We start from the raw sequence: 26,650 nt of genomic DNA, 5'->3' as shown, positions 1-26,650 counted from the left end.
TGCGATTTTGCGCACGTCAGCTAGTGGCTAGCTGGGCATCGATGCGATCCGTTTGCTTGCGTCTCCGCCGAAAATTACCCGCCATGCGCCGGACTTGCGGTGCATCCGACAGGGGTCGATGCCTTACGCGCTATGGTAAAGCGAAAAGCCGAGCAGCATAAATTGAGTGTGGTAAAGCTGGCACACTTGCCGTTCGGCCAGCAAAGAGCGGAATTTCCTATAAATAGTCCGTAATTTTCTAAAATACCACCGCCACGAACGTAGCCATACTCGCTATGGTGTTAATTCGGTGCGCTGCGCTATGGACATTCAGTTCCCGGAATTTGAGATCTTTGCTGCGAAAGTCGAGCTAGCCTGGACTGCCCTGGATCGCCAGTATGCTGGTCGCATAACCGGCGTGGAACTCGATCATCTCTTTGCCTGTCTCGTCTACGGTTTGACCTCTCCGGCATATGCCGAACGGGAGCCGGCCCTTCATTTCGATGTTTGCCGCACATTGGTGGCGATGAAACTCCCAGCCGACAGGGCCGATGCCGCCCTGCATACCGTTCCCGAACCGACGCAGCCATGGGTCGAAAGTGCGCGTGAGCAGGTCGAGAGCCAAGCAGCCCGGATGGGGCGCATGCTTCAGGAAATCCATAATTTTAACGACGATACGGCCGCAGATGCGGATCAAAGCGCGCTTAGTCGTTCAGATAACAGCGAGGATAAAGCAGCATGAACGAATCCATTGGGGAGCATCTGCAGATCAAATCTCGTACGGGGTATGCCCAAAATTGGGTCTCTGGTGGGGGCGACCGCTCAATCCGCCGTCGTTTGATGGCCGTGCTGCGCATGGCCCATCGGGCGCTTGGCATGAAGCGTAAGGGGTTGGGGCTTGGGTCCTTGGGAATCGGTGGGGCGGCGGCGCTGGGTGCGATCGCATTCGGAGGCATCGCCACGCCGGCGCTGGCGCAGTACGCCGCCGGCGGCGGCACGGCAACCGGCGGCAACTCCGTCGCCATCGGTGTCGCTACCCAAGCGAATGGCGCAAACAGCGTGGCTTTGGGCGCTTCTAACAGTGCAACGGGCGATGCATCGATCGCCATCGGCTATACGATGAGTGTCAATGGTCTCAACGCCATAGGCATGGGTGTCTTCGCGAACGCCACCGGCGTCAATGCTCTTGCCGTGGGCGGGAACGCGCGTGCACTGGCGGACGGGGCTTCGGCCTTTGGTGTCAACACCACTGCGAACGGAGCAAATGCCGTCGCTCTCGGCTCGACGGCCAGCGCCTCGGGAGGCGCTTCGATAGCGGTTGGATTGGCCTCCAACGCCTCATCTTCAAACGGTTCCGCCATTGCCATGGGCGTAGGCTCCAAGGCTAACGCTGGAACAGGCGGCGGCTCTCCGATTGCCATCGGTACGAATGCCAATGCAAGCGGCACCGCTCCTTCCGGCTTCACGTTCGAGTCTGTTGCGTTAGGTTCCGCTGCGACGGCCACGGGAGCATGGGCGAATGCGGTTGGTTCCAGCTCATCTGCGACGGGGACCGGATCCAGCGCCTTCGGCACGTCGGCCACGGCGTCAGCCAACCAGTCCACCGCAGTCGGAAATGGGACGATTGCTTCCGGCTTAAGGGGCTCGGCCATGGGTTATCTCGCCAATGCCTCGAACACCGATACCATCGCCCTTGGCACATCAGCTGCCGCCTCGGGAACCAATTCGCTCGCCATCGGTCCTACTACGGTCGCGTCGGGAGCCTTCGGTGTTGCCTTGGGTAACCAGGCACAGGCAATCGCCGGTGGCGGTGCTGTTGCGATAGGCTCGGGCGCAATTGTGGCAAATGGCGCGACCTCCGGCATCGCGCTCGGCAACAATGCAAACGCCGGTTCCAATTTAGCCACCGCAGTCGGCCCCGGCGCAAATGCCTCGGGGAGTGGAGCTGCATCCTTGGGATTCAATGCAAAGGCGACTGCCATCAATGCAGCAGCCTTCGGCGCGAATGCCGCCGCGAGCCAGTCAAACACCCTGGCTTTAGGCGAGTCCTCCACCGCTAGTGGTGTGAGCAGCACAGCAATCGGCGGCGGGTCGGTCTCCAGCGGGCTTCAGTCGGTCGCTTTGGGCATCAACGCGAACGGGGGCGGCGCCAATGCGATTGCAGTCGGGACAGCGGCCCAAGCGACCTCTGCCGAAGCGGTTGCCGTTGGCAACAATGCGGTAGCGACGGGCGGCAAGGCCGTCTCCATCGGCTCCGGCAACACCGCTTACGGTGACGGCGCGGTCGCCATCGGCGATCCGAGCTATGCTAGCGGCACCGGCGCCTTCACCGGCGGCGCCAACAACATCGCCAACAGCGATGGCACGGCGACTGCCACTGCCGCCAACCAGGCGGCCGGCGCGGTCGCGATCGGCAACAACAACAAGGCGATCGGCCAGGGCTCCGTCGCGCTCGGCAACGGTTCCACCGCAGGCGCCTCCGGTTTCGTCGGCAATGTCGCCTTGGGTAACGGTGCGACGGCGGCGGCTAGTTCCGGTGATGTGGCTCTTGGCTCGGGCTCGGTAAGCGCCACGGCGGTCGGCACGGCGAGTGGGGTGGTCAACGGCACGACCTACGCCTATCAGGGCACCAACCCGACTTCGACGGTCAGCGTCGGCGCAGTTGGCGCCGAGCGCACCATCACCAACGTGGCGGCGGGCCGGACCAGCGGCTCGTCCACCGACGCCGTCAACGGCTCGCAGCTCTTCGCCACCAATCAGGCGGTCGACGCTATCGGCACGACCATCAACAACATCACCACGGGTGGCGGCATCAAATATTTCCATGCCAATTCGGCAGCGGCGGATTCATCGGCGACGGGCGCGGAATCCGTTGCGATTGGACCTCTCTCGACTGCAGCGGGGGCGAACGCCATCGCGGCCGGCAACGGCGCGACCGCTTCCGGCCTCGATGCAACGGCGTTCGGATACATATCTCAGGCCACGGGTGACTACAGCACGGCCATCGGCCCCAATGCCAATGCGACGGCCATCTCCAGCACCGCGGTTGGCCAGAATGCCTCTGCCACCGCCGCTCAAGCGACCGCTCTCGGCAAACAAGCGAATGCCAGTGCCGCGGATGCGCTCGCGCTGGGCGTCAACGCTACCGCCGGCAACGCAGGAGCCGTGGCACTCGGTTCTGGCTCGGTGACGGACGTTGCGGTCGGCACCGCCAGCACGGTGATCGGCGGCAATACCTACAACTTCGCCGGCACGACGCCGGCTTCGACAGTCAGCGTCGGCGCGGTCGGCGCCGAGCGCACTATCACCAACGTGGCGGCGGGCCGGATCAGCGGCTCGTCCACCGACGCCGTCAACGGCTCGCAGCTCTTTGCTACCAACCAGGCGGTCGATGCTCTCGGCACGACGGTCACCACCATCAACGGCAACCTGACCAATCTCGGCAATACGATCAACAATCTCGCCGGTGACACATCGACGACCTATACCGATGCAAACGGTAAGGGTATTCGGTATGTGCGCACCAATGACAGCACGCTTGCCGTCAGCGATTCCTCGGCTCAGGGCGTCGGTTCCACAGCTGTCGGATATAACGCGACCGCTGTCGCCGACAGTTCGCTCGCGCTTGGAAGGGAAAGCCAGTCCACCATCGACGGCGGCGTCGCCCTCGGTTCGGGATCGGTTGCCGATCGTGCCCTGGCTCCGGCCACCGGCCAGTTACCCGCGGGTCCGACGAACTTCATCCAGTACAATACGACGGACAAGACCCTGTTGGGCGCTGTCTCGGTCGGTTCGAGCACGTCCTATCGCCAGATCACCAATGTGGCTGACGGTAGCAGCGCGCAGGATGCCGTCACGGTTCGCCAGCTCCAGGGTGCCATTGCGTCGGTCGCCGCGACGCCGGGCAAGTACTTCCATGCGAACTCGGCCGCCGGCGACTCGCTTGCCGTCGGCGCGGAGTCGGTGGCGGTCGGTCCGACGACTGTCGTCAACGGCGATAATGGCATCGGCATCGGCAACGGCGCGATCGTCGACCAGGTTGCCCCCGGCGGCACGGCCATCGGCCAGAACGCCCATGTCATGCTGGCCGATGGTATTGCACTCGGCACGAACTCGGTGGCTGGAGGCATCCAATCGGTTGCGCTCGGCGCCGGCGCGCAAAGCAACAACATCAACAGCGTCGCGCTCGGCGCGCAATCGGTAACGAGCGTCGGGGCACAGACGAACTATACCGGCTTTGCCCTTACCAGCCCGCAGACCTCCGTCGGCGAAGTGTCGATCGGTTCGGCCGGGTCGGAACGCAAAGTGACCAATCTCGCAGCCGGCTCGGCAGACACCGATGCGGTGAACGTCAGCCAGCTCAAAGGTCTCGGCACCAACATCACCAACCTGATCGGCGGCAATACGACGGTAAATCCCGACGGGTCGATCACTGGCCCGACCTACAACATCCAGGGCAACAGCTATAACACGGTCTACGATGCCTTTGGTGCAGTCGACAATTCGCTGACCAACATCATGAATGGCGGTGGCATCAAGTATTTCCACGCCAATTCGACGCTTGCCGATTCCATCGCCAGCGGCACCGATAGCGTTGCGATCGGTCCCCAGAGTGTCGCCAGCGGCACGAACAGCCTCGCAGCAGGACTTGGATCTTCAGCGGTAGGGCAGGGCGCGGTCGCCCTCGGTCAGGGCGCACAGGCCAACAACGCCAATGATGTGGCGCTGGGTTCCGGTTCCTCGACGCAGGCTGCCGTCGGCACATCCGGAACCACCATTCAGGGTCAGCACTATGATTTTGCCGGCACTGCGCCTGTGGGAACGGTGAGTGTCGGTTCTGCAGGGGCTGAGAGAACCATTACGAACGTCGCTGCCGGCCGCATTTCTTCCGATAGCACCGACGCCATCAACGGATCGCAGCTCTATGCGACCAATCAGGCGATCGACAGCCTGCAGACGGGTGTCGGAACGATCACCAAGAACGCGGTTACCTATGATCTCAACCCCGACGGCAGCAAGAAGAACAGCATCACGCTGCAGGGCGGTGATGTAAACGCGCCGGTGGTCATTTCCAATGTTGGCAAGGGTGTCGCCCCGACGGACGCCGTGAACGTCGCCCAATTGGGCGATAGCGTCACGGAGGTCAAATCGTACACGGACACCGCTGCCGCCAATACCTTGACCGCAGCCAACAACTATACCGACCAGAAATTCGGCCAATTGAACCAGGAGCTTGGGGACATTCGTTCCGAGGCAAGGCAGGCAGCGGCGATCGGGCTTGCAGCGGCATCGCTTCGTTATGACGATCGGCCCGGCAAGTTGAGCGTGGCTCTCGGTGGCGGTGTCTGGCGAGGCGAGGGCGCCATGGCCTTCGGTGCCGGTTACACCAGCGAGAATGGCCGGGTTCGGGCGAACTTGTCCGGTACGGCGGCCGGCGGACATGTGGGCGTCGGCGCCGGCGTCAGCTTTACTTTGAATTGAGCCGGCCATGTTGAAAGGCGCGCTTCTCGGCGTCCCGGTTTTCATGGCTTGCGCGCTCCTGTTCGGCTCGGTGGCGGCCGGACAGGAGGCTGTTTCTTCCAACTATCGCATAAAGCCTTCCGATGTCGTCGTCCCTCCGGAGCTGAAGTTCGGCGACTATCAGAGGACCATTCGCCCGTTCGAGAACTGGACGCTGATCTGCGACGAAAATCTGAAGAAGCGTCAGCGGGTTTGCAACATCACGCAGATCATCGAGAACGAGGCAGGGCAGGTTGCGTTCAGCTGGTCGCTCGCGGCCACCAACAAAGGTGATCCCTATATGATCTTGCGCGCCGCACCGGTCGCCAAGAACGACGGCCGTATCTCGCTGAAATTCGATGGGCGCAAGGAGCCGATACAGGTCCAGCTCAGCGGATGCAACAACACGGTCTGCGTCGGCATGCTGCCGGTCGGAGCCATCATGCGTGAGCAGATTTCGAAAAGCACCGCGCCAACAATCTCCTATCCGACGGCGGACGGGCAGATGATCAGCGTGACTGCAAATCTCAAGGGCCTTTCGACCGCCGTTAAGGCGATAAGGTAACGGACGGATTTTCAATGAACCAGCAATCAATCCATGATCGCATCATGTCCCGCAACGGCAACGACGCCGCTAATCCGAACCTGGGCGACGAGCAAGCGAAGCCCGGGCGAAGATGGCGGAAGGTCACTCTTCTCTCGCTGCTCGCAATCGCGATAGCCGGAGCTGCCGGCTATGCAGCGCTCCGATACGATGTGGTCGGAAACTTCATATCACAGCCGGCAGTCGCTGCGGCGAATGACGCCAATCAAGCGCTGCCCGACACGCCGTTTCTGCAACATGCCAAGCAGGCAGGCCTGCAATCCTGTTCGACCGTTTTCCCGGTTCTCGGGCAACTGTTGACGAATGGTACACAATACAACGTCCAATCGATTTGGAACAACGACGCTGCCGACAAGCATGCGGTGCAGGCGCTTGTTGGCATGAACTATGCAACACAGGGCTATAGCGGGCCTGCCGCCGGCATCGTATTTGCAGCACCCGTGGCATCCGGATGCGAAGGTTCGATGGTTCGCGTGGCACCGTTCACAGCCTCTTGCCCGGACATTTCGACGAAGTTTCCGAACGGAAGCAAGCTCGTCAACAATTTCGGGCAGGTCGGGGTCTATCAACTCGGCAACGACGGAGGGGACGCCATGCTTCTGCCGACCGGAAGCGGCTGCGTTGTCATTTCCGTGGCCTCGGCGGCAGGAAAACAAGGGGGCTCAAAATGAGAATGAGATCTGCCATTGCGGCGATCGGTATGATGCTTGTCTCAACCGGCCAGTTGGGAGCAGCCGATCTTTTTACGACAGAGCAGGCGCCAGCTCCTCCGCCTGAGGAACGTGGTATATGGGCGGCCATCGCCTATTCCGCACCCGATGGGAAATACGGGTTCTTCTGGGGTGCCGACAAGCGGCAGGAAGCCGTGGATATCGCACTCAAGCATTGCGAGCGGGACAAGGGTAGCAGTTGTGCCGTGGTGACCGTGTTCCGCAATCATCGGCACTGGGATGACGACGATAACACAGGCTTTCCCTATGAGCACTGCGGTGCGCTTGCCATCGGCAAGGAACAAGGCAATCGCCTTACGCCCTGGAGCGCAAAATCGGCAGTGACGCGCAAGGAAGCGGAAGATCTTGCACTTAAGGCATGCGAGCGCTCAGGTTTGCAATGTAAGGTCCGCGAGTGGGTATGTACGTGACTTGTGAGACCAACGGGTAGACAGCCAGTCAAAGCCATTATTCCGGTTGGTCATGCGACCTCGTTCGTTCGCCCTGCGGCCCAACTGCGCCAATTGAGAACGTGTCAGCCTTGCAACAGAAAGAGGTATCGCATTGTTGATTTCAACATCTTCCCGACCTTATAGGAGAGCCGATGGCATGTGTCATTCGGGGTTTGCCCTTGTTTGCTCGATCGTCATGTTTATGCTCGCTCCAGCAGCCTTTGCTCAGTCGGCCCTGCCAAATGGGGCATCGACTGTCCAGGAGATCTACCAGGACTGGAGGCTGACCTGTAACATGCGGGACAAGGTGTCGACATGCGCGGTTTCTCAGGACCAGACCCAGCAAAATGGTCAGAGACTGCTTGCCGCGGAGATCCAGATGCGCGCCGATGGCAGTGCAATCGCAACGCTCCTTCTCCCCTTCGGCATAGTCCTCGACCCTGGCGTTACGCCGAATGTCGATGACCAGCCGGCTTTAAAGCCGGTGCGTTTCCGCACCTGTTTGCCGACTGGGTGCATTGCGCTGCTTCCCGTCGATTCCGCAACACTTGCAAAGCTGCGAGCGGGCTCACGCCTAAATCTCAAGGTTATCGGTGATCCGGACAAGGCATTGAGTTTTCAGGTGTCGCTGCGTGGCCTTTCGGCAGCTCTCGACCGTGTTGGCGTTCTGAGCCCGAGATAGAAACGCATGACGATTGCAAAACGTCAGCATAACTTTCACTGACAATGAGCTGCGGTCCTACACATACCAAACTATCAATTGGCCGGTTCGCTGGTTCAAATCCCTTCAAGACCAGCTATTTTGAAACCTGGGCACGAGCATCAATGTAAGTCTGGGTCACTCGCCTGACGCTTTAGCGGAAAGATCGCCGACAACAATGTCGGTCAGGCCTTTCCGAAGTGAGGCCACATTTGCCGGCCCATTTAATTTCGAGAACTCTTCCTGCGCTGCTACCCACAGCGGTGAAGCCGTTTCGTGCAAGATATGGCCTTCGGGCGTCAGCTCGATCACCCGGAAACGTGCATCCTCCGGCGAGGGCTTGATGGAAACCAGTCCGTCTTTCTCCAGAAACCCGACCATTTTCCCCATAGCCGTGCGTTCGACGTCGAGGCGTTCAGCCAAAGCGTTGACAGTCGCGCCGCCAGCTTCCGCGAGCGCTGCCAGGATCAGAAATTGCGTAATCTTCAGACCAACAGGTTCGAGATGGGCGTCATACAAGCGGGTAATCTGCCGGCTTGCCTTGCGCATCGCGTTGCAATTGCACTGGTCGATCCCCAGAGGCTGATTGACCGATAGCATTTTCATTCCTTTCAAAACCATTCTCCGGGGCGACCTCATGTTATTTGCCAAAGGCGCCCCGGCTCACGGGAAGGGTTAGAACAACCCTTGCGGTGGTGCAATGTAGCCAGGAAGCTCGTCCGACAATGTGCTCTTTAGCAGAACCGTGCCCTTGTCGGCCATGATCTCGCTTTTCCCCGCTGTAAGCGCATCATAGGTCTGGATTGCCACATGCACAGGGCTGGTCTTCGGCACGTCGATGCCGTTCGTGAGATCCGTATCCAGGAAGCCGACATGGAGACCAAGTACCTGGATGCCGCGTTCCGCGAGGTGGAAACGCAGCTGGTTCGTATAACTCCAGGCAGCTGCCTTGGAGGCCGCATAGGGCGTCAAATAAGGCCGCGGCAGCCATACGATATCCGAAAGCACGTTGATGATGGCGGCATGCGGCTGTTTCGAGAGAGCAAGTTCGAATGCCTGTGTGACGCGGGCAAGGCCATAATAGTTCACGTCGAACAACGCCTTTGACTGCGCCTCGAAATCGCCGGCCAGAGGATTGTCGATCAGCGCGGCGATACCCGCATTGTTGATCAGGACCGTCGTGTCAGCTGCTGACGCGGCAGCAGTGGCAACCGATGCTGGATCGGTGACGTCGATACGGATCGGCGCGATGCCGGGCTCGTCGAAGCCATTCGTGTTTCGCATGCCCGCATAAACCTTTTTAGCGCCGCGGCGGACCGCTTCACGCGCGAAAGCGAGACCAAGGCCGCGATTGGCACCTGTAATGAAGATCGTTTCGTTGTGTATTTCCATGACACGTCTCCTTGTTGGCGTTCGGCTGCTTGCCTCTCGGGCGGGTGCAACCGGTTGATGGGTTCAAAGGAAAAGCTCTTCTGGCATCGAGCCGGAAAGCGCTGACTTGAGGTGTGCGGCGAGCGCCACGACGGCGTCCACGCAGGACATGCGCACGCTCACGCGGGGGACCGAACCATCCGGGTTGTGGTCAATCACCACGCTCGCCTCCAGGCGTTCGCCGCTGACGAGGCGTGCTTGGTATTCGAGAAGCGTTCTTGAACCGAACGCCCCGAGAAACGTTGGCGTCTGCTCGACGTAGAGAGATCCGACGGCGTCGACGACACGACGGATATCGGCGCGGCCGACGACGGGTCCGCGGAGGACGGAACTGATGAGTTCGGCGTCCTCTGCGAGATCGTCGAGGAACGGATGGCGGTCTTCATGGGCCTTGGGCATGATGTTGCTCCTGACCGTCGCTCTCATTGGAAGGCGTCGCGGTTTCTGGCGATGAATTCCGGGACCGAGAGGGCAGGGGTTCCCGTGATCTGCTCGACAACATCGTTGGTGCCGGCGAAGATGCCCTCCCGATAGTTCTGGGCGACCTCGACCAGATGCTGCACCAGAAACGGCGGAAACTTGTAGAGGGTCTCCATCTTGGCTTTGAACGCCTCGATCGACATCGGCGCATATTCGATATTGGTTCCCAAAACCTCGCTCATGGAAGTGGCGATCTCGATATGATTCATCTCGACGGGGCCATGGAGGGTGTAAATCTTGCCACCGTGGCCTTCTGGCTTCGCCAGAAGGTGCGCGATCACGCGGCCCTGGTCATTTGAGCTGATCGGGGCATGTCGGCCGTTCTCGAACGGAAACTCGATCTTTTTCGACGCCCAGACCTCCTTGGCAAAATGGGGATAGACGAGCCAGTCGGCGAAGAAGGTCGGACGCAGATGTGTGGTTAGTACGCCCGACCAGTCGAACATTCGTTCCGACACCCAATGGTCCTGCGCCGCGTGACTGGCGGATTCCCGCCGTGCCGAGATCTGCGACATGTTGACGATCGCAGAGACGCCCGCCTCCTTTGCTGCCTGCGCGAAGTAGGCCGCAGCCCCGAGAATTCCAGGCGCTATCGGGTGCAGGAAATATGCCGACCGAATGCCCTCCATGGCCGCGCGGATCTGGTCGATGTCAGTGAAGTCGCCGACAGCGATATCGACGCCCCGCGCCCGCAATGCTTTTGCGCGGTCGTCATCCGAGCGGACATAAGCTCGGATATTTCTACCCATCTGAAGAAGTTCGTCGATCGCTGCACCACCAGTGCGTCCGGTTGCGCCGCTGACTAGGATATCTGTTTCGCTCATTGTCATATCTCCGCTTTAAAGAGCATATGCTCCTAATAACCACCAAATAGGAGCATATGCTCTTATTGTCAAGCCGAGCGCATCAAACTTGACCCCAGACCAATGCTTCCGCGCGTTAAACTATTTAGAGAAATGAAGCGGCGAACGGCTTCTCAAGGGCCCGAGGCAGCGGTTCGATAGCGCTCTAGCTCTCCTTTCATGAAGGCCTCAACCGCATTCAGTTCGGCGATTTTCCGAATCATGACCGTGCGGCGCCCTTAGAGAAACGCGATTGTCTCTTCGCTTGAGAGTTTGTGGGCCCCATGCATTTGGAGGAATGGACCGATCCCCTTCAGGATGTTACCGAGCTGCTGGGCCTGCGGGATCTGATTGATACGCTCCAGAACTGACGGGTCATAGTTACGGTATGTCCGGCTTCCCGCCTTTGTCGGCGACCAGTTGATCAGGCCGAGCTCTTCGTTATCGAGGATCCCGTCCTTCGACATTTCTATGATGCAGGCATTATCGTTGATCAGCATGGGAGACCGCTCACGCGACATTCAGCTGTTTCTACGTATACCCGCTGGTCCGGCGGCGATCAGCGTATCGATCTTGGAAAGAAACACCGCCAGGGTGGGGGAAGGGTTATCCCGCCGATACCCAACAGCAAGATCGATCGTCGGCGGCTTTCCTGCAAGCGGGCGGCTGACCACGGACCAGGGAAGCAGCGGCTCGACATAAGCGGGAAGAAGTGCCACCCCCCGTTTTGAGGCGACAAGTGAAATCCCCATCGCGAAATTGTCGATGCGCTGCGAGGGGGCCGCGTCAATCCCGTTGTCACGAAGATAGCCATCAACGACCTCGCGCAAGACGTGAGGGACGTCGGAAAATCCGATCAGGTTCTCGGCCGCAAGATCTAGCGGAGAGATTGAGGTCCCGGAGGCCAGGGGATGGTCGCTGGGCAAGATCGCAACGAGCGGCTCACGTGCGACCACCTTATAGATAAGGTCCGGGCGCTGTTCGACGCGCAGGAAACCCAGGTCGAGTTCGCCGCTCTGAAGCGCATCGGCGACATCGGGCGAATACAGGCTCGACACCTTGAAATCGATGCGCGGAAGCTCTTCGCGCAGAATTTGGGTGACGTGCGGTAGCCAGTCGACCTCCTGCCCTGTGAGAAAGCCTACTGCAAATGTTGCCTTGGCTGGTCTCGCGGCGCGTCGGGCAGCGGCGATCGCTTCATGTGCCTGACCAAGCGCCAGGCGCGCATGATCGAGAAACGCCGTACCCGCTGGTGTCAGCGTGATACCTCGGGCGTTACGGATGAAGAGTTGTGTCCCGACCTCAAGCTCCAGATCACGAAGCTGGCGGCTCAACGACGGCTGCGCGGTGTGGAGCCGCTTTTCCGCGGCTACCGTCAGACTGCCTTCTTCGGCAACTGCAATGAAGTAACGAAGGTGACGCAGTTCCATCGAGTCATGCCTTTGAGGTATCGCTCCCGAACATACAAAGTCTTTTTCGCGCCGGCAAGGATCACCTATCTATTCCTCAACGAGATGGAAATCACTGATGACAAGCGCGAGAAACAGATGCGCCTGCAGAGGCTGAACCCATTGCTTCGTTAAGCATGGAAAGGAAAATCCCATGGAAAAGCAAGTCATTCTCATCACCGGTGGGCTCACGGGTATCGGCCGGGCAACGGCCATCGCGGCAGCGCAGGCAGGCCATTCGGTTGTCGTGTCGGGGCGTAATAGTGAGACCGGCGAGGCATTGGTGAGCAGCCTGCGTGCCGCCGGCGGTCAGGCCGAATTTGTTCGCGCCGACGTCCGTGACGACGATGATGTCCGAGCGCTGATCGACTACACAGTCAGCCGATTTGGCCACATCAATGCCGCCATCAACAACGCCGGCACGGAAGGTACGCCCGGACCGATAGGCGAGCAGACGGCGGAAAGCTACGCGCAGACCTTCGATACGAACGTTCTTGGTACCTTGCTGAGCTTGAAGCATGAACTGCGCGTCATGCAGGCACAGGGCCACGGTAGTGTCGTCAACGTCTCTTCCACCTATGGCCATGAAGGTGCTGCTGGCGCTTCGATCTATTCGGCGAGCAAGCATGCCGTCGAGGGCCTGACAAAGTCTGCGGCCCTGGAAGCTGCGCCGCACGGCGTCCACGTCAATGCCGTCGCACCGGGACCGACCGATACCGGCATGCTCGATCGGTTCACGGGTTCGGAGGATCGCAAATCCTGGCTCGCAAAATCGGTCCCGCTCGGTCGGGTTGGCAAGCCAGATGAAATTGCTGCGGCAATTCTCTTCGTGGCGTCGCCGTCCGCGTCGTTCGTGACCGGGCAGATCATCACCGTAGATGGTGGCAAGACCGCCGGCTGATGTTGCTGTTTCCCGCTGGAGTTCTTAAGATGGACACGCTTTCCCCTAAAGAAATCGTCGATGCCTATTATCAGTCGGGCAGGCGAGGTCGACTGACGGACTTCGGTCCCTACCTTCACCCGGACTTCACAACCACCGCTCCCAACTATCTGCCGTGGGGCGGTGTGCATCCCGGAGCCGACTTCTTCCGCGATCAGGTTTTGCCGAAACTGCCTGATGTGCTCGATTTCTCGCGCTTCGGCTACGACACCTTTTTCGCCGAAGGTAATGATGTGGTGGCGCTGATCAACATCGGTGTCACCGGTACCGACAGGATGATCAAGATTTCCGAGCACTGGACCGTCGAAGGCGGCAAGGCGAAGTCGATCTGGGTCGCCTATTTCGAGCCGCAGGCGCTGCTTGACGCGGTCGGTTTGTCGCACGGCCTCAAGACCCACTGAAGTGTTCAACTGATTTCACAGATGGAGTTTGCGATGAGCAACGATACCCACGACACCGTCTCGACGCAGTTCGTCGAAGCTAACGGCATCCGCTTCGCCTATCGCCGCTTCGGCAAGCAGGGCGGCGTCCCGCTTGTCTTCAACCAGCACTATACAGGCACGATGGACTATTGGGATCCGGCCGTGACCGACGGCCTCGCCAAGGACCGCGAAGTGATCCTGTTTAACAATGCCGGCGTGGCGAACTCCTCGGGAGAAACGCCTTCGAGCTTCCCGGAGATGGGCGCCAACGCAATCGCCTTCATCAATGCCCTGGGTCTCTCCAAGGTCGACGTGCTCGGCTTCTCGATCGGTGGTTTCGTTGCCCAGGAGATCACGGTTCAGGCTCCGGACCTCGTTCGCAAGCTGATCCTCGTCGGGACCGGCCATCGCGGCAACGACATGTCCGAAAGCCAGTCGAACGCCATCTTCTCCGGCACCTATGATCCGCCCGAGCACCTCTGGCTCGCCGTGCATTTCTCGCCCTCAAAGGCTAGCCGCGCCGCCGGCGTGAGGTTCATCGAACGCAAGCTGCGTCGCCAGGAGCGCGATCCTGATGTCAGCCAGCAGACCGTGGCCGCGCAGGGCGCTGCAATCGGTAAGTACATCACCCCGAGCGAGGGTGTGCTGGACTATCTGAAGACGATCCGCCAGCCGGTCCTCGTCGTGCAGGGCAGCAACGATGTCATCATCCCGACGAAGCATTCCCACACGCTCCAGCAAAACCTGCCGAACGCGCAGCTCATCATCTACCCGGACGCCAATCATGGCTCCTTCTACCAGTACCCGGAACTGTTCGTGGCGCACGCCACCCTGTTCCTGAACGCCTAAAACCAGTCGACTTCACCATAATCCAAAGATCAGACGGCGCTCGCAATAGGCGGACGCCGAACGGTCACCCACACCTTCAAGGAGATCCCATCATGAATGGCTGCAAAGGTAAAACCGCGCTTGTCACGGGCGCTTCCCGCGGTATTGGCCGGGCCACCGCAATCGCACTTGCCAAGGCCGGAGCCCAGGTGCTCGTTCACTACGGCCGCGGCGTCGAGGAAGCAAAGGCCGTCGTCAGGGAAATCCGCGATGCCGGCGGACGTGCCGAGGCCCTCGGTGCGGACCTTGCTTCGCCAAGCGGGCCTCATGACCTTGCCAAGCAGGTTCGCGCGATCGTCGGCGACCGTCTGGATATCCTCGTCGCCAATGCCGGCACGTCGCAGGCTGCGACGATCGAGGAAACCACGGTCGAGGATTTTGATCGGTTGTTTGCCATCAATGTTCGCGCTCCCTTCTTCCTGGTCCAGCAGCTCTTGCCGATCCTCGGCGAGAACTCGAGCATAGTGCTGCTTTCCTCGCTCGCGGCAGATGCTGCGGTTGGCAATCTGTCGGCCTACGCATCGACCAAAGGCGCCATCGATACCCTCGTCAAGCACTTCGCCGTTGCGCTCGGACCGAAAGGCATCCGCGTCAACGCCGTGGCGCCTGGTGTCGTGCCGACCGACATGTCGAGTTTTGCAAAGACCGACCAGGGTCGCGAGTTCACGCTCGGCATGCAGGCTCTGAAGCGGATGGCCGAGCCGGGAGACATCGCGGATGCCGTTGCCTTCCTTGCTTCCACCAATGCCCGCTGGGTCACCGGCGAGACGCTGCATGTCGATGGCGGCTCCAAGCTCTGATCACAACCTCACTTGCCAAGTTAATCATTCAAGGACAACCATCATGAACGCCAATCTGAAGCTCTACCAGTCGAACGGTTCGCCAAATTCGCGGCGTGTCCGTATATTCCTTGCCGAAAAGGGCGTCTCGCTTGCCCAGGTTCCCGTCGATCTCGGCACCAAGGAACAATTCTCCGACGCCTATGTCGCGATCAATCCGCGCCGCGTCGTCCCGACGCTGGTGCTGGAAGACGGCACCGCGATCGGGGAAGTCCCTGCCATCATGCGCTATCTTGATGAAGCCTTTCCAGACAGGCCGTTGCTCGGTTCCCGTCCCAAGGAAAAGGCCGTCATCCAGATGTGGGAACGGCGGATGGAGCTTGAAGGCTTCGCGGCCGTCATGGAGACGGTCCGCAACCGCGCTGCCGGCCTCAAGGCGCGCGCGATCGCCGGCCCGCATGATTATGAGCAGATCCCGGCTCTGGTCGAACGCGGCATGGAACGGGTGAAAGATTTCTACGCCGACCTCGAGGCTCGCCTAAACGAGCAGCCGTTCATCGCGGGAGCCGACCTGTCGGCCGCCGATATTACGGCCTTCGTGACAATCGGTTTCGCTACCAATGCGCTCCAGCTTGCGATCCCTGAAGCGAATGCGGCAACCCGTCGCTGGTACCACGCCCTGTCAGGCCGCGAGAGTTTCTCGGCCTGACCTTCTCGAAATCCAATTCCGCCTTCCAGGAACATCCTCAGGTACATATCATGTCCAAGCTCTTCACTTCCGTGCGGATCGGCGCGCTTGACCTCGGTCATCGCGTTGTCCACGCTCCAACGACCCGGCTACGTGCGCTGCCGGACGAGACGCCCAGCTCGATGATGGTGGACTACTATCGCCAGCGGGCCTCGCAGGGGGGACTGTTCATTACCGAGTCCGCCCACCCCTCTCATGACAGCCGTGGCTATATCGGTGCACCCGGCATCTACACCGACGGACATGTGGTCGGGTGGCGCCAGATCACCGACGCGGTTCATGCCAAAGGCGGTATGATCGTCATGCAGATTGCTCATGATGGCCGTCAGAGTCATGTCGATCTCAGTGACGGCGCTTCTCCGATCGCGCCCTCCGTCGTGCCGTTTGAAGGAAAAGCCTTCACGCAAAATGGCTGGGTGCCTGTCTCGCCGCATCGAGAGATCGCACTCGACGAAATCCCTGCGCTCATCAAGAGCTTCCGCCTTGGCGCCGAACGCGCAAAGGCGGCAGGGTTCGACGGGATCGAACTGCACGCCGCAAACGGCTATCTTGCCGACACCTTCCTCCAGGACGGCACGAACAAGCGCACGGATGTTTACGGCGGTTCCATCGCCAATCGGATGCGCTTCCCGCTGGAACTCACCGAGGCCTTGATCTCGGTATTCGGAGCGGACCGCGTCGGAGTGCGTATCTCGCCGAGTGGCACCTGGGGCGCGATTTCCGACAGCGATCCGCAGGCGACTTTCGGCGCATTTGCCGAGGCGCTGAATGCTTACGGGCTAGCCTACTTGCATATTATCGAGCCGCGGGTGAGCGGCGTCGAAACGGTGCATGAAGGGCAGGCGCCTGTCGCGTCTTCCTATCTGCGCAAGATTTTCAATAGGCCCATTATCGCGGCAGGTGGATTTGACCGTGATGGCGCTGAAGCGATCCTGGAGCGCGGCGATGCTGACGCCGTTGCCTTTGGCCGGTTCTTCACATCGAACCCCGATCTTCCGAAGCGTTTTCGTCGTAACCTGCCGCTCACGCCCTATGTGCGCGAGGCTTTTTGGGGTGGTGATGAGCGGAATTACACGGATTTTTCAGCTTATGGCCGCGATGTGCCGGCGTAATCCCATCCGCTTCGGAGGTATTGCCGATGGGACATCCACCTTGCGACCCGCGGCTGTGGCTTGCGCCTCGTATCAGGGGCGTCGTCAAAGGTGGGTCCTTCGACGGCGAGCCGCTTTTTTGCCACGATCAACGATGAGTATTGGGAAGAGGTGATGGGATCTTGGCATGGTGCCCCCAAAACGCGATAAAGGATACTATCCGCATATAATCAGTGGCTTGGTGTCAATTGGACTAATGGTCAGCAGGTTCGATTCCTTTCAAAAGCTTAAAGATATTTGCAGTATCTTTTCGGAAGGGTAAAGGCGTTCTCGATCGGGCAATTGCTACCGATCGAAGGTATCCAACATCGCACGAGCAGTGGCTGTCAGATCGAAATGGCTGCGAAGCGAGCGCGGATCGCGTTTTGCAATCACCAGCAGTTCGTCTCCTGTTGCCAACACATTGAGTTCGCGCAGCACGAGAGCATGCTCGATACCAAATAGCTTCGCGAAGGTACGGCTATCCTCACGACAAGACGTGAGCTGAAAGCTTTCTCTTCTTCAAGAGGCTTTGCGCGAGCTGATGGATGTGTCCGGCACCAATCCCGCAGCAACCACCGACAATCGTTGCTCCGGCCTCCACCCACGAGCAGGCGAAGCGCGAATATGTGTCGTCATTCAGATCGTTGCGGGTAGCGTGCAGGCCCTTATTGGCGGCGGATTCGCCTTGCTCCCCCTCGAAGGCATTGGCATAGACGCCGATCTGTAGCGTTGATCCGCTATTTTCAACGACGCGAACAACCGCATCGACTGCGGCCTGCATCACTTCCGGTCTGCTGCAGTTGAACAAAAGCGCCTCGGCGCCGGAAGACACCGCCCATCCTGCTGCGTTTTCGACCAACTCACCGGAACGCAATTTCGGTTCCACGCCGTTTCTCTGGGCTGTGTCGTCGGCCAGTGTGAATGAAATCCAGAATGGCTTGTCGGTCGCCGCGACCGCGGAACGGACCGCTTCCCCTTCGGCGATCAAGCTTAGGGTCTCGCCAAGCCAGACATCGACATAGGGATCGAGGTTTTCTACCAGGACCTTGAGATAATCCTGGACCCGCGATGGATCGAAGTTTTCCGGCTCATAGGAGCCGAATATGGGTGGCAGCGAGCCGGCGACCAGAATTTTTCGATCCGCGCAATTGTCGGCCGCCTCGCGCGCCAATTGGCCCGCGCGTGCGATAAGCGCCACACCCTCCCGCCAGAAACGTTCCTCACCGATGTGGAACGGGACCAGCGCATAGCTATTGGTGGTGATGATGTCCGCACCGGCGACGATGAACTCTTCATGGACCTGTCGCACTATATCCGGCGAATTGATCAGCGCCAATGCTGACCACTCCGGCTGCTTCAGTTCGGCGCCCAGACGCAGGAGTTCGCGGCTCATGCCGCCATCGAGAATGTAGAGTTTGCTCATGTGTAAGCTTTCCTTGAATGCTTCGGGACCGCGCGCGGGCAGTCCCTCCTTTTTGCTGTGGCGCTAGCGCCGGACTGGCACCTGCGCCTCCAGCACCCGGAAGGTGCGCGCGATGATGGCGGTGAGAATGAGATAGAAGACCGTTACGACGATCAGCGGCTCATAGACGAGCAGCGTGTCCTGGCGCACCTTGCTGGCGACCGCATAGAGATCCATCACCGTAACGGTAAAGGCGAGCGGCGTTGCCTTGAGCTGCATGACGATTTCGCCGCCGATCGTCGGCAATGCGATGCGAATGGCGCGCGGCAGCCAGATGCGCCGGATCAGCGTGAAGGGTCGCATGCCGAATGCACGTCCCGCTTCCAATTCCCCCTTCGGCACTGCCAGCAATGCTCCCCGCAACACTTCCGCCTCGTAGGCGGCATAGTTCAGTGTGAAGCTGACGGCCGCAAAGAAGAAGCCTTCGCGTAGGACCGGCCAAAGCAGGCTCTGACGGATGCCAGGGATCATCGGCAATAGCGAGCCAACGCCATAGTAGAGAAGCCAGAGCTGGATCAGGAGCGGTGTACCTCGGAAGAAGGTGCAGTAACCTCGAGCGATATTTCGCACGAGCAGACCGCCGCTGACTTGCGCGAAGGCCAGACCGATGGCGAGGAGGAAGCCGAAGACGACGGATATCAACAGCAGCAATATCGTCTGGCCGGCGCCTGCCAATAGAAGTGGCCAGTAGGAAGTTATCCATGAGAAAGTCATCTGGCGTACTCCTCAGGCAAGCGTCGGTTGGCCGCGCCGCATCCGACGCTCGATCAGTCCGAAGACGGCGTTGGAGACGAGTGTGAGGGCGAGATACAGAAGAGCGGACGCCAGGAAGAAGATGAAGTAGTGCTTGGTGCTCGCGCCTGCGAGACGCGTGGCGAGTGCCAGTTCCTGATAGCCGACGACGGCGACCAGCGCGCTGTCCTTGGTAACGGACATCCAAAGATTGGCCAGACCTGGCAGGGCGTTCGGCAATAATGCCGGCAGGATGATACGGCGAAAACGCAGCCATGATCCCATGCCGAAGGCCTTCGCCGCCTCAATCTGGCCGGTCGGGATGGCGAGAATCGCGCCGCGCAGCACTTCCGTCATATAGGCACCCTGCACGAAGCCGAGCACTGCAACCGCGACGACAAAACCGTTGACCTCGATCATGGGCAGGCTGAGTGCAACCAAAAGCCGGTTGAGGCCGTCCATGCCGGCATAATAGAGCCCGACAATCAGGATCAATTCGGGGATGGCGCGGATAGCTGTCGTGTAAAGGTCGAGCAGCAGGCGCAGCGGCCTGTTGCCCGAGAGCTTGCCAAGTGCGCCGCCTGTCCCGAGCACAAGGCCGATCAGAAAGGCGCCGGCGGAAATGGCGATCGTCGAGACGGCACCCACGAGCAAGGTCCCGCCCCATCCGGGTGGATAGGGAGAGAGCAGGTCGAGAATATCCTGTTGAGTGGTCGCCATCGTTGGGATCGCTTATTTTGCGCCATAGATGTCGAAGTTGAAATATTTCCTGGTGATTTCGTCGTACTTGCCGTCGGAGCGTAGCGCAGCGATTGCTGCATTGAGCTTGGCCTTCAGCTCCGTGTCGCCTTTGCGCAAGCCCCCGGAAACGCCGGCTCCCAGTATCTCCTTGTCGTCGGCGACATCGCCCATCTTGGCGCAGCAATCCTTGCCACTATCGCTGCTGAGGAAGGCGTCAAGAGCAAGCGAATCGCCGAAGACATAGTCGATGCGGCCGGCGGCGAGATCTTGGAATGCCTCGTCGAGCGTCTGGTAGGTCTTCTCGTCGGCAACCTTGGCGAAGTACTTTTTATAATATTCCGACTGAATGGTGGACACTTGAATGCCAATGGTCTTGCCCTTCACGTCGTCGGCGGCCGCGCCAGGCTTCTGGTCCTTCGGGCCGATCAGGGTGCTTGGCGCATTGTAATACTTGTCGGTGAAGTCGATGACCTTGGAGCGCTCCGCGGTGTTTGACATGGACGACCAGATCACGTCGAACTTCTTGCTCTGGAGCGCCGGAATGAGGCCATCCCAGGAAAGCTCGACGATCGAGCATTTCTCCTTCATCTGCTCGCAGACGGCGTTCATCAGGTCGATTTCCCATCCATGCCACGCACCGGAGGCGTCCTTTGCGAAGAAGGGCGGATAAGATTCGTTCATGATGCCGAAGCGGATCTCGGCCTGTGCTGCGATAGGGGAAAGCGCAAGCGTGAGGCCGGCAAGAAGCATGGGGAGCATTTTCATTCGCGGGATTCTCCAGATGTGGTTTTCTAAAAATCAATTAAGGATCAGTGGCTTAGAGTGCCGGTGAACTCACGGCAGCGAGCGCTCAATGGAGCGTCGAATATTTGCTTCGGCGGGCCTTCCTCTTCGATCCGCCCCTGATGCAGGAAAACTACGTGGCTGGAGACATCGCGGGCAAAGCGCATTTCGTGAGTAACGAGCAGCATGGTGCGACCTTCCTCGGCGAGATCGCGGATGACCTTGAGCACTTCGCCGACCAGTTCCGGATCGAGTGCGGAGGTCGGCTCGTCAAACAGCATGACGGCGGGATCGACGCAAAGCGCCCGGGCAATGGCGGCGCGCTGCTGCTGGCCGCCGGAAAGGAATGCAGGATAGGCATCGCGTTTTTCGTAGAGCCCAACCTTGTTGAGCAGCGCGTCCGCCTTTTCGATGGCCTCGCGGCGGGCAATCCCCATGACATGGATCGGCGCCTCGATGACGTTTTCGAGTACGGTTCGGTGAGCCCAGAGATTGAAGCTTTGGAAGACCATTCCGAGGCCGGTGCGCAGTCGCTCGATCTGCCTCCAGCTCACCGGCTGCATCTGCCCACTGCGGGTACGCCTCAGGGCGACTTCCTCGCCGTTTATGGTGATGCGGCCTCTATCGGGTATATCCAGTAGATTGATGCAGCGCAGAAGAGTGCTCTTTCCCGAGCCCGACGAACCGATGATCGAAATGACATCGCCTTTTTGAGCCTGCGCCGATACGCCTCTGAGGACTTCATGCGGACCAAAGCTCTTGTGAAGATCATCCACACGAAGCGCCGGGGGAGGAGATTCTATCATACGCAATTCCGGTGAAAAATAATTCGCGGAGAATATCGCGGATCTCTGCCGCTTTTGCGCGCAAATTCCAGTCATTTTGCATAATATATGCGGAAATTTGTTCCTGCTGCATATAATGTGATAGAATGCCGGCATCGTCGGGCAATTTCGCCATTGGGGTTGGACAAGGATGGAAAGACTGGATCGCTTCGATCGCGATATTCTCGATATCGTTCAACGCAACTGCCAACTCACGGCGGAAACCATCGCCGAAGAGGTAGGGCTTTCGACTTCAGCCGTGCAGCGGCGCTTGAAGCGTTTGCGGGAGGAGGGGATCATCAAGGCGGAAGTCGCCGTCGTTGACCGCAAGACGACCGGCACCCCCATGGTATTCATCACCGGGATGGAAATTGACCGGGACAATTACGATGCGCTTGCCAAATTCCGCCTCTGGGCGGAAAAGCAGGATCATATTCAGCAGGTCTATTATGTCACCGGCGCCGTCGACCTCATTGCAATCATCACTGCGCGCGATGTCGAGCACTATGACGATATTGCCGCCGTGATCATGACGGAGAATCCTCAGATCCGGCGCATGCATACGAACGTGGTGCTGCGCGACGTCAAGTTGGGTCTCTTCGTTCCACTGGCGATCGGGGAGGACAACAATTAGAATCTTGGTCGTCGATCACTTGGTGGTATTTCTGCCGCACTGAAAGTGCTGTTCAAGGGAGGGAGTGAAGAAGCAAACAAAGCGTATGCCGAAAGTCTGCTGTGGTACTGAGGTTCGTCAGATTACCTACCTTTTGATTCAGACCCCGCAGTTCGTATCCTTTCAAGAGCTTGAGCTCGCGGAAGATCCATCTGTTGGCAGACGTTGGAAGACATTCTGAGCGAACCCCTGGCCTCCGGCCAGGCGAGTTTCTTGCCCTTGGTCACAGCAAGCAGTGTGACGACGTGCAGTCATTGCCCTCAGTTGTCCGACAGAAGCTAACGACACGAATTCTTTAAGTCTGTTGCGCATTTCCAGAGTGGCTTTGACCGCCGTGGAGAAGTGCGCGCCCGGGCCTGGGACGAGATCGAAGAGGAGACGACCTGGACAACCGGATTATAGTTGAGCCCACGAAAATGATCGCGGTTTAGTCCGCCGAACCCGGAGCGACGAATGGGAGGAAGAAAGCGAGGACCGCCGGCGTGTTGAACTGCTTGCCGCGCTGGGAGGTGGCATCGGACTATATGGGGCAGACACATCCTATCCTTTATCTAGAAGCGCGGCTTGCGCCAAGGCGGTCAAAAACTCGTCGTGAGCAGTCGAGAGCCGTGCTTTTAGTCGAGGCGTAGCAAAGTCGAAAAAGGCCCGTAATTTAACCGGCTCGTATCCCCCCGGCGTCCGCACTAAGCTGAGAGGAAGGGCCGGCCGCCCTAAGGCTGGCAGGACCGGAACAAGAGATCCATCTTGGAAAGATGATGTAATGTGATGAGAGAAAACAGAAATAATCCCGAGATCACTCTTGGCAGCTTCACAGGCAGCGTCCGTGGAATTGACGATGAGACGGTAGCGGGTCGGAAGCGTGCCATCGTTGGGAAAACCCCAGAAACTTGGAACTGTAAAGCCTTGGACGCCAATGCAGTCGTGGCGGGCGAGATCAGCTGACGCCCTCGGCGTTCCTTTCCGTCTGAGATAAGAACGACTGGCGGCAAATATACGATGCGCGCTACCGATCCGTGTCGCAACTAGCATACTATCCGGCAGCTCCCCCACCCGGAGGGCAACATCGATCTCTTCCTCCATTAGATCAACCAGTCGATCTACAAGTGTGAGTCGCGCGTCTATGTCCGGATACGCCTGGAGAAATTCAGACAGAACTGGCACCAGGTGCAATCGGCCGAGAACAATAGGTGCCGTAATGCGTATTTCGCCCCTTGGAGACGTATACTCGCCTTTGGCGCTCCGCTCTGCTTCTACGACCTGATCAAGAATCCTTTTGCAGGCGGCAACATACGACTTACCGGCGTCCGTTAACGTTATTCTGCGGCTGGAGCGGGTCAGTAGCTGGGTTTCAAGATGGCGTTCCAAATCGGCTATTTTTCGGCTTACGGTCGTCAGCGGTGCATTGAGACGCTGAGCGGCGGCAGAGAGGCTGCCTGTCTCAGACACTGTGACGAGGATCGACATCGAACCTAAACGATCCATCATTGCTACCAAAAAATGGGAGGGACGCTGCCATCTTTAGTGTATTCCGCCCAAGTTTGGAAGTTGTTACTTACACCAAGCGGCAGCATGATTGCCATCCCGCAGGGGATGACAGCGCCTTCTGCCTCCAACGATTTTTCCAGGCGCCAAAGTTCCACCGCGCCGAACCCAAGAATTTATGTAAAGTGGTCAACGTTATCATGAGCAGCACCAAAAATCAGGCCAGCACCGTATCTCGCCGCACGATACTCATGGCAGGCGCTGTCACCGTTGTGAGCTTGCTGGAGGGACAGATGTCCAAAGCAGAGAATGCTAGAGATAACGCAGCCTTCAAGGCATACGATATCGCGACCAATAATATCTCCTTGCATGTCACGGAAGTCGGTAGTGGACCGACCATCCTTTTCGTGCACGGCTTTCCCGATACTGCCTACACCTGGCGCAAACAGATGCAAGCGGTCGCGTCCGCTGGTTTTCGGGCTATCGCTCCAGATATGCGGGGATATGGGGGGTCATCGGCGCCGACGGACCCAGCACTCTATACGCCGTTGCAGACAGTCGGTGATCTTGTGGGACTCCTTGACGCTCTACAGGTGCCGCAGGCCATTGTGGTGGGCCACGATTGGGGCGCGAATGTTGCTTGGAATGCCGCCTTGATGCGACCTGATCGCTTTAAGGCCGTGTTCTGTCTTGCGGTCCCTTATTCGCCGCGTGGAAAGGACAGTGTTCTTGATGCGATGCGGGCTGCGGGACACGAAAAAGATTTCTACATGTTTGAACAAATCCAGCCCGCAGCGGATCAGACGTGGGCGGATGCAACAGTAACCATTCCGGGCGCCCTCTATTGGGCCTCCGGTTCCGCTTCTGCCGCCGAAGCCTGGAACCCACTCGACCCGACACGCAGCCTGCATCGCAGGGCGCCGGGTCAACTTCCTGCGTGGTTCGAGCCGGATTATGTTCAGCACAATATAAAAGAGTTCCAGCGGACCGGCTTTCACGGGGCGCTCAACTACTACCGTGCTGTACAGCCATTCTTTGAATTATCGGCCGCATATGCGGGCACGAAGATTTCGCAACCCTCATATTTTGTATGGGGCAGGGCGGATGGCCTGTTTCCCATTTATCACCTGACCGAGGAGACAATGCGCGACCGTCTTCCTGGCCTCAAAGGATATGTCGGTCTAGCGGGTGTCGGCCACTGGGTGCAGCACGAAGCGACGGATCGAGTAAACCAGGACCTCGTCACTTTCGCACGGTCAGTTGGTTAGGTGGCGCATCATGCAGAACGCCAATAGCGATTCTCAGTTTAATATCCGTGGCTCCGGATTCATGAGCGACCGAACCATTAGCTCGCTTCGTCACACCACCCACTTCTGGCAAGCGGGACCGAGCGATGGACCGTTGATGATCTTCCTCCATGGCTGGCCCGGGATCGGCCTCATATGGCGGGCGCAGATGCATGCTCTTGCTTCTGAAGGATGGCATTGCGTCGCCCCAGACATGAGAGGCTACGGCGGGTCTTCCGCTCCATCGGATTCAAATGCCTATGCCCTTAGCGAGATCGTCCAAGATATGGTCGAACTGCACGATAGCCTTGGTGGCGGGCCCGCAATCTGGGTCGGCCATGATCTGGGAAGCCCAGTGGCCGGAGCCTTCGCCGCGCACCATCCCGAGCGCTGTCGAGGCGTGGTACTGATTTCCGTTCCGTATTTCTCGGACGGTTTCGCCTTGGCCAATCTCATTCCACTCATCAATCGGGAACTGTACCCGTTGGATCAATACCCCGACGGGCAGTGGGATTACTGTCGTTTCTACGTCGATCAATTCGAGCAGACGGTCAGCGATTTCGATGCAGATATCCCCGCGACTCTCGCGGCCATCTATCGGCGAGCAAATCCGGCTTCTAAGGGGCAACCCTACCGTTCCGCGATGGTGACACGAAATGGCGGCTGGTTCGGCTCCGCTCATCATGCGCCTGCGGTGACGCCCGATCTCGCGCTTTGGCCGCCTGCGGACTTCGATGCGTTGGTAGCGGCATTTCAAGCGCACGGATTTCGAGCTGGAAATGCCTGGTATTTGAACGATGACGCGAACATTGCCTATGCCAAAACAGCGCCGGATGGGGGCCGCCTTCGCTCGCCAGTTCTGTTTGTGAATGGCGATCTGGATGGCCTTTGCGACGTTAATCTGAGCCGTATCGGAGATCCCATGCGCCAAGCATGCTCGAATCTAGCGGTGACACACCAGGTCGCGGGCCATTGGTTGCCGCTCGAACGGAAATCCGGAGTGAGCGAGGACATTCTATCGTGGACCAGAACCCAGCAGCTCGCGTAGTCGCCAAGAAAGGCAAAATGAGGATCAAAAATGACTGCACCTGAAACGTCAGCCTCGGCGAATAAGCCCAGTCCTTTTGCTTCCTGGAAAGTTGATCACGCCGGGATCCGGGTGCCCGATTTCGACGCGGCCATCGCGTGGTACACGACCAAGCTCGACTTCCGGCTGGTAAAGTCAGCTGTCGTTGGAAATCTTACGTTTGGCTTTGTTTCGCCGGCAACCGACGATAGTTTTAGTTTCGAAATCATGGCCGGTCCAGATGCCACCGACCGTCCCGCCTATTCGGATTTCCGTGATAGTTACACGCTTTCGGGATGGCACCATCTGGGCATCCGCGTCGATGACGTTGACGCTGCGGTTGAGGAACTCAAGCGCCGAGACGTCAAGATCATTAGCGAACCGCATGATGTCCCCGTGCTGAGACTACGTCTTGCTTTCTTCTGCGATCCTTGGGGCAACCTACTGGAAGTGATCGCACCAACGGTTGGCGAAAGCTGAGCAGAGACCCCGACACAACAGAGATGGGAGGGCAGGCGGTGCTCTGCGGCCTCCCATCCGCTATCG

29 protein-coding genes and 1 pseudogene are annotated in these 26,650 nt (G+C 59.1%); 17 read left to right on the top strand and 13 right to left on the bottom strand.

Annotated elements, in window-relative coordinates; genetic code table 11:
- Nucleotides 1–301: 301 nt before the first annotated feature.
- From ACQZ6F_RS29320 to ACQZ6F_RS29290, 7 genes and pseudogenes are all read left to right on the top strand, one after another.
- Nucleotides 302–721, top strand: a complete 420-nt coding sequence (locus tag ACQZ6F_RS29320; protein WP_449095527.1) for a hypothetical protein — start codon at nucleotides 302–304, stop codon at nucleotides 719–721.
- A pseudogene (locus ACQZ6F_RS29315) lies at nucleotides 718–2,985 on the top strand (YadA family autotransporter adhesin); the annotation flags it as partial. The gene ACQZ6F_RS29320 and the pseudogene ACQZ6F_RS29315, both read left to right, overlap by 4 nt.
- Entirely contained in the window at nucleotides 2,983–5,460 is a 2,478-nt protein-coding gene (locus tag ACQZ6F_RS29310) for a YadA-like family protein (protein WP_449096346.1), read from the top strand. The pseudogene ACQZ6F_RS29315 and the gene ACQZ6F_RS29310, both read left to right, overlap by 3 nt.
- A 7-nt stretch (nucleotides 5,461–5,467) precedes the next feature.
- On the top strand, nucleotides 5,468–6,043 hold the full coding sequence (locus ACQZ6F_RS29305) for an invasion associated locus B family protein (protein WP_449095529.1): 576 nt from the start codon (nucleotides 5,468–5,470) through the stop codon (nucleotides 6,041–6,043).
- Between the two features lie 14 nt (nucleotides 6,044–6,057).
- Nucleotides 6,058–6,753 carry a hypothetical protein gene (locus tag ACQZ6F_RS29300; protein ID WP_449095530.1) on the top strand — a complete coding sequence of 232 codons (696 nt, stop codon included), beginning with the start codon at nucleotides 6,058–6,060 and terminating at the stop codon, nucleotides 6,751–6,753.
- Entirely contained in the window at nucleotides 6,750–7,223 is a 474-nt protein-coding gene (locus ACQZ6F_RS29295; protein WP_449095531.1) for a DUF4189 domain-containing protein, read from the top strand. Before ACQZ6F_RS29300 ends, ACQZ6F_RS29295 begins: the two co-directional genes overlap by 4 nt.
- A gap of 178 nt (nucleotides 7,224–7,401) precedes the next feature.
- A complete protein-coding gene (locus ACQZ6F_RS29290) occupies nucleotides 7,402–7,926 on the top strand; it encodes an invasion associated locus B family protein (protein ID WP_449095532.1) in 525 nt (174 codons plus the stop codon).
- Between the two features lie 156 nt (nucleotides 7,927–8,082).
- Here the strand turns inward: ACQZ6F_RS29290 and ACQZ6F_RS29285 are convergent, their stop codons facing one another.
- The 6 genes from ACQZ6F_RS29285 to ACQZ6F_RS29260 form a co-directional block, all read right to left on the bottom strand.
- Nucleotides 8,083–8,565, bottom strand: a complete 483-nt coding sequence (locus tag ACQZ6F_RS29285) for a MarR family winged helix-turn-helix transcriptional regulator (protein WP_449095533.1) — start codon at nucleotides 8,563–8,565, stop codon at nucleotides 8,083–8,085.
- Between the two features lie 54 nt (nucleotides 8,566–8,619).
- Nucleotides 8,620–9,336 (bottom strand): SDR family oxidoreductase, encoded by a 717-nt coding sequence (locus ACQZ6F_RS29280; RefSeq protein ID WP_449095534.1) that lies wholly within the window; start codon nucleotides 9,334–9,336, stop codon nucleotides 8,620–8,622.
- A 63-nt stretch (nucleotides 9,337–9,399) separates the two neighbouring features.
- Nucleotides 9,400–9,774: a hypothetical protein gene (locus ACQZ6F_RS29275; protein ID WP_449095535.1), complete on the bottom strand. Its 375-nt coding sequence runs from the start codon at nucleotides 9,772–9,774 to the stop codon at nucleotides 9,400–9,402.
- Between the two features lie 23 nt (nucleotides 9,775–9,797).
- Complete coding sequence (locus ACQZ6F_RS29270; RefSeq protein ID WP_449095536.1) at nucleotides 9,798–10,679, bottom strand: NmrA family NAD(P)-binding protein; 882 nt, start codon at nucleotides 10,677–10,679, stop codon at nucleotides 9,798–9,800.
- A 257-nt stretch (nucleotides 10,680–10,936) separates the two neighbouring features.
- Nucleotides 10,937–11,197 carry a hypothetical protein gene (locus ACQZ6F_RS29265; RefSeq protein WP_449095537.1) on the bottom strand — a complete coding sequence of 87 codons (261 nt, stop codon included), beginning with the start codon at nucleotides 11,195–11,197 and terminating at the stop codon, nucleotides 10,937–10,939.
- A 21-nt stretch (nucleotides 11,198–11,218) separates the two neighbouring features.
- Nucleotides 11,219–12,127 carry a LysR family transcriptional regulator gene (locus ACQZ6F_RS29260; protein ID WP_449095538.1) on the bottom strand — a complete coding sequence of 303 codons (909 nt, stop codon included), beginning with the start codon at nucleotides 12,125–12,127 and terminating at the stop codon, nucleotides 11,219–11,221.
- A gap of 172 nt (nucleotides 12,128–12,299) precedes the next feature.
- On the opposite strand from ACQZ6F_RS29260, the gene ACQZ6F_RS29255 reads away from it, so the two are divergent.
- From ACQZ6F_RS29255 to ACQZ6F_RS29230, 6 genes are all read left to right on the top strand, one after another.
- Complete coding sequence (locus ACQZ6F_RS29255; RefSeq protein WP_449095539.1) at nucleotides 12,300–13,046, top strand: SDR family NAD(P)-dependent oxidoreductase; 747 nt, start codon at nucleotides 12,300–12,302, stop codon at nucleotides 13,044–13,046.
- 29 nt (nucleotides 13,047–13,075) lie between these two features.
- Complete coding sequence (locus ACQZ6F_RS29250; protein ID WP_449095540.1) at nucleotides 13,076–13,486, top strand: nuclear transport factor 2 family protein; 411 nt, start codon at nucleotides 13,076–13,078, stop codon at nucleotides 13,484–13,486.
- 33 nt (nucleotides 13,487–13,519) lie between these two features.
- Nucleotides 13,520–14,356, top strand: a complete 837-nt coding sequence (locus ACQZ6F_RS29245) for an alpha/beta fold hydrolase (protein ID WP_449095541.1) — start codon at nucleotides 13,520–13,522, stop codon at nucleotides 14,354–14,356.
- A 92-nt stretch (nucleotides 14,357–14,448) separates the two neighbouring features.
- Nucleotides 14,449–15,195 (top strand): SDR family NAD(P)-dependent oxidoreductase, encoded by a 747-nt coding sequence (locus ACQZ6F_RS29240; protein ID WP_449095542.1) that lies wholly within the window; start codon nucleotides 14,449–14,451, stop codon nucleotides 15,193–15,195.
- A gap of 43 nt (nucleotides 15,196–15,238) precedes the next feature.
- On the top strand, nucleotides 15,239–15,883 hold the full coding sequence (locus tag ACQZ6F_RS29235; RefSeq protein WP_449095543.1) for a glutathione S-transferase family protein: 645 nt from the start codon (nucleotides 15,239–15,241) through the stop codon (nucleotides 15,881–15,883).
- A gap of 50 nt (nucleotides 15,884–15,933) precedes the next feature.
- Nucleotides 15,934–17,034 (top strand): alkene reductase, encoded by a 1,101-nt coding sequence (locus ACQZ6F_RS29230; RefSeq protein ID WP_449095544.1) that lies wholly within the window; start codon nucleotides 15,934–15,936, stop codon nucleotides 17,032–17,034.
- Between the two features lie 324 nt (nucleotides 17,035–17,358).
- On the opposite strand, the gene ACQZ6F_RS29225 is transcribed toward ACQZ6F_RS29230, so the two are convergent.
- From ACQZ6F_RS29225 to ACQZ6F_RS29200, 6 genes are all read right to left on the bottom strand, one after another.
- Nucleotides 17,359–17,493: a hypothetical protein gene (locus ACQZ6F_RS29225; protein ID WP_449095545.1), complete on the bottom strand. Its 135-nt coding sequence runs from the start codon at nucleotides 17,491–17,493 to the stop codon at nucleotides 17,359–17,361.
- A 46-nt stretch (nucleotides 17,494–17,539) separates the two neighbouring features.
- Nucleotides 17,540–18,478 carry a homocysteine S-methyltransferase family protein gene (locus ACQZ6F_RS29220; RefSeq protein WP_449095546.1) on the bottom strand — a complete coding sequence of 313 codons (939 nt, stop codon included), beginning with the start codon at nucleotides 18,476–18,478 and terminating at the stop codon, nucleotides 17,540–17,542.
- Nucleotides 18,479–18,541: 63 nt separating this feature from the next.
- A complete protein-coding gene (locus ACQZ6F_RS29215) occupies nucleotides 18,542–19,231 on the bottom strand; it encodes an ABC transporter permease (RefSeq protein WP_068391307.1) in 690 nt (229 codons plus the stop codon).
- 12 nt (nucleotides 19,232–19,243) lie between these two features.
- Complete coding sequence (locus ACQZ6F_RS29210) at nucleotides 19,244–19,969, bottom strand: ABC transporter permease (protein ID WP_449095547.1); 726 nt, start codon at nucleotides 19,967–19,969, stop codon at nucleotides 19,244–19,246.
- A 12-nt stretch (nucleotides 19,970–19,981) separates the two neighbouring features.
- On the bottom strand, nucleotides 19,982–20,755 hold the full coding sequence (locus ACQZ6F_RS29205; protein ID WP_449095548.1) for a transporter substrate-binding domain-containing protein: 774 nt from the start codon (nucleotides 20,753–20,755) through the stop codon (nucleotides 19,982–19,984).
- A 44-nt stretch (nucleotides 20,756–20,799) separates the two neighbouring features.
- Entirely contained in the window at nucleotides 20,800–21,579 is a 780-nt protein-coding gene (locus ACQZ6F_RS29200) for an ABC transporter ATP-binding protein (protein ID WP_449095549.1), read from the bottom strand.
- Nucleotides 21,580–21,748: 169 nt separating this feature from the next.
- Here ACQZ6F_RS29200 and ACQZ6F_RS29195 point away from each other — a divergent pair, with 169 nt between their 5' ends.
- Complete coding sequence (locus ACQZ6F_RS29195) at nucleotides 21,749–22,231, top strand: Lrp/AsnC family transcriptional regulator (RefSeq protein ID WP_449095550.1); 483 nt, start codon at nucleotides 21,749–21,751, stop codon at nucleotides 22,229–22,231.
- A 579-nt stretch (nucleotides 22,232–22,810) separates the two neighbouring features.
- On the opposite strand, the gene ACQZ6F_RS29190 is transcribed toward ACQZ6F_RS29195, so the two are convergent.
- Entirely contained in the window at nucleotides 22,811–23,734 is a 924-nt protein-coding gene (locus tag ACQZ6F_RS29190; RefSeq protein ID WP_449095551.1) for a LysR family transcriptional regulator, read from the bottom strand.
- A gap of 74 nt (nucleotides 23,735–23,808) precedes the next feature.
- On the opposite strand from ACQZ6F_RS29190, the gene ACQZ6F_RS29185 reads away from it, so the two are divergent.
- Genes ACQZ6F_RS29185 through ACQZ6F_RS29175 form a run of 3 tightly spaced genes read left to right on the top strand, consistent with a single transcriptional unit; the run spans nucleotide 23,809 to nucleotide 26,584 of the window.
- On the top strand, nucleotides 23,809–25,020 hold the full coding sequence (locus ACQZ6F_RS29185; RefSeq protein ID WP_449095552.1) for an alpha/beta fold hydrolase: 1,212 nt from the start codon (nucleotides 23,809–23,811) through the stop codon (nucleotides 25,018–25,020).
- Between the two features lie 10 nt (nucleotides 25,021–25,030).
- Nucleotides 25,031–26,086, top strand: a complete 1,056-nt coding sequence (locus ACQZ6F_RS29180) for an alpha/beta hydrolase (RefSeq protein WP_449095553.1) — start codon at nucleotides 25,031–25,033, stop codon at nucleotides 26,084–26,086.
- 30 nt (nucleotides 26,087–26,116) lie between these two features.
- A complete protein-coding gene (locus ACQZ6F_RS29175; RefSeq protein WP_449095554.1) occupies nucleotides 26,117–26,584 on the top strand; it encodes a VOC family protein in 468 nt (155 codons plus the stop codon).
- The last annotated feature ends 66 nt before the right edge of the window (nucleotides 26,585–26,650 follow it).

The organism is Rhizobium sp. A22-96, from assembly GCF_053521805.1.
The sequence above is the reverse complement of the archived record's forward strand: the minus strand, read 5'-3'. Positions and strand labels throughout refer to the sequence as shown.

Bases quoted from the DNA above. Each gene is read 5' to 3' on its own strand.
- ACQZ6F_RS29210 (WP_449095547.1), bottom strand. From the start codon at position 19,969: ATGGCGACCACTCAACAGGATATTCTCGACCTGCTCTCTCCCTATCCA.
- ACQZ6F_RS29270 (WP_449095536.1), bottom strand. From the start codon at position 10,679: ATGAGCGAAACAGATATCCTAGTCAGCGGCGCAACCGGACGCACTGGT.
- ACQZ6F_RS29280 (WP_449095534.1), bottom strand. From the start codon at position 9,336: ATGGAAATACACAACGAAACGATCTTCATTACAGGTGCCAATCGCGGC.
- ACQZ6F_RS29320 (WP_449095527.1), top strand. From the start codon at position 302: ATGGACATTCAGTTCCCGGAATTTGAGATCTTTGCTGCGAAAGTCGAG.
- ACQZ6F_RS29295 (WP_449095531.1), top strand. From the start codon at position 6,750: ATGAGAATGAGATCTGCCATTGCGGCGATCGGTATGATGCTTGTCTCA.
- ACQZ6F_RS29220 (WP_449095546.1), bottom strand. From the start codon at position 18,478: ATGAGCAAACTCTACATTCTCGATGGCGGCATGAGCCGCGAACTCCTG.
- ACQZ6F_RS29235 (WP_449095543.1), top strand. From the start codon at position 15,239: ATGAACGCCAATCTGAAGCTCTACCAGTCGAACGGTTCGCCAAATTCG.
- ACQZ6F_RS29255 (WP_449095539.1), top strand. From the start codon at position 12,300: ATGGAAAAGCAAGTCATTCTCATCACCGGTGGGCTCACGGGTATCGGC.
- ACQZ6F_RS29285 (WP_449095533.1), bottom strand. From the start codon at position 8,565: ATGGTTTTGAAAGGAATGAAAATGCTATCGGTCAATCAGCCTCTGGGG.
- ACQZ6F_RS29200 (WP_449095549.1), bottom strand. From the start codon at position 21,579: ATGATAGAATCTCCTCCCCCGGCGCTTCGTGTGGATGATCTTCACAAG.
- ACQZ6F_RS29215 (WP_068391307.1), bottom strand. From the start codon at position 19,231: ATGACTTTCTCATGGATAACTTCCTACTGGCCACTTCTATTGGCAGGC.
- ACQZ6F_RS29300 (WP_449095530.1), top strand. From the start codon at position 6,058: ATGAACCAGCAATCAATCCATGATCGCATCATGTCCCGCAACGGCAAC.
- ACQZ6F_RS29240 (WP_449095542.1), top strand. From the start codon at position 14,449: ATGAATGGCTGCAAAGGTAAAACCGCGCTTGTCACGGGCGCTTCCCGC.
- ACQZ6F_RS29275 (WP_449095535.1), bottom strand. From the start codon at position 9,774: ATGCCCAAGGCCCATGAAGACCGCCATCCGTTCCTCGACGATCTCGCA.
- ACQZ6F_RS29260 (WP_449095538.1), bottom strand. From the start codon at position 12,127: ATGGAACTGCGTCACCTTCGTTACTTCATTGCAGTTGCCGAAGAAGGC.
- ACQZ6F_RS29205 (WP_449095548.1), bottom strand. From the start codon at position 20,755: ATGAAAATGCTCCCCATGCTTCTTGCCGGCCTCACGCTTGCGCTTTCC.
- ACQZ6F_RS29305 (WP_449095529.1), top strand. From the start codon at position 5,468: ATGTTGAAAGGCGCGCTTCTCGGCGTCCCGGTTTTCATGGCTTGCGCG.
- ACQZ6F_RS29180 (WP_449095553.1), top strand. From the start codon at position 25,031: ATGCAGAACGCCAATAGCGATTCTCAGTTTAATATCCGTGGCTCCGGA.
- ACQZ6F_RS29245 (WP_449095541.1), top strand. From the start codon at position 13,520: ATGAGCAACGATACCCACGACACCGTCTCGACGCAGTTCGTCGAAGCT.
- ACQZ6F_RS29290 (WP_449095532.1), top strand. From the start codon at position 7,402: ATGTGTCATTCGGGGTTTGCCCTTGTTTGCTCGATCGTCATGTTTATG.
- ACQZ6F_RS29265 (WP_449095537.1), bottom strand. From the start codon at position 11,197: ATGCTGATCAACGATAATGCCTGCATCATAGAAATGTCGAAGGACGGG.
- ACQZ6F_RS29250 (WP_449095540.1), top strand. From the start codon at position 13,076: ATGGACACGCTTTCCCCTAAAGAAATCGTCGATGCCTATTATCAGTCG.
- ACQZ6F_RS29190 (WP_449095551.1), bottom strand. From the start codon at position 23,734: ATGTCGATCCTCGTCACAGTGTCTGAGACAGGCAGCCTCTCTGCCGCC.
- ACQZ6F_RS29230 (WP_449095544.1), top strand. From the start codon at position 15,934: ATGTCCAAGCTCTTCACTTCCGTGCGGATCGGCGCGCTTGACCTCGGT.
- ACQZ6F_RS29195 (WP_449095550.1), top strand. From the start codon at position 21,749: ATGGAAAGACTGGATCGCTTCGATCGCGATATTCTCGATATCGTTCAA.
- ACQZ6F_RS29175 (WP_449095554.1), top strand. From the start codon at position 26,117: ATGACTGCACCTGAAACGTCAGCCTCGGCGAATAAGCCCAGTCCTTTT.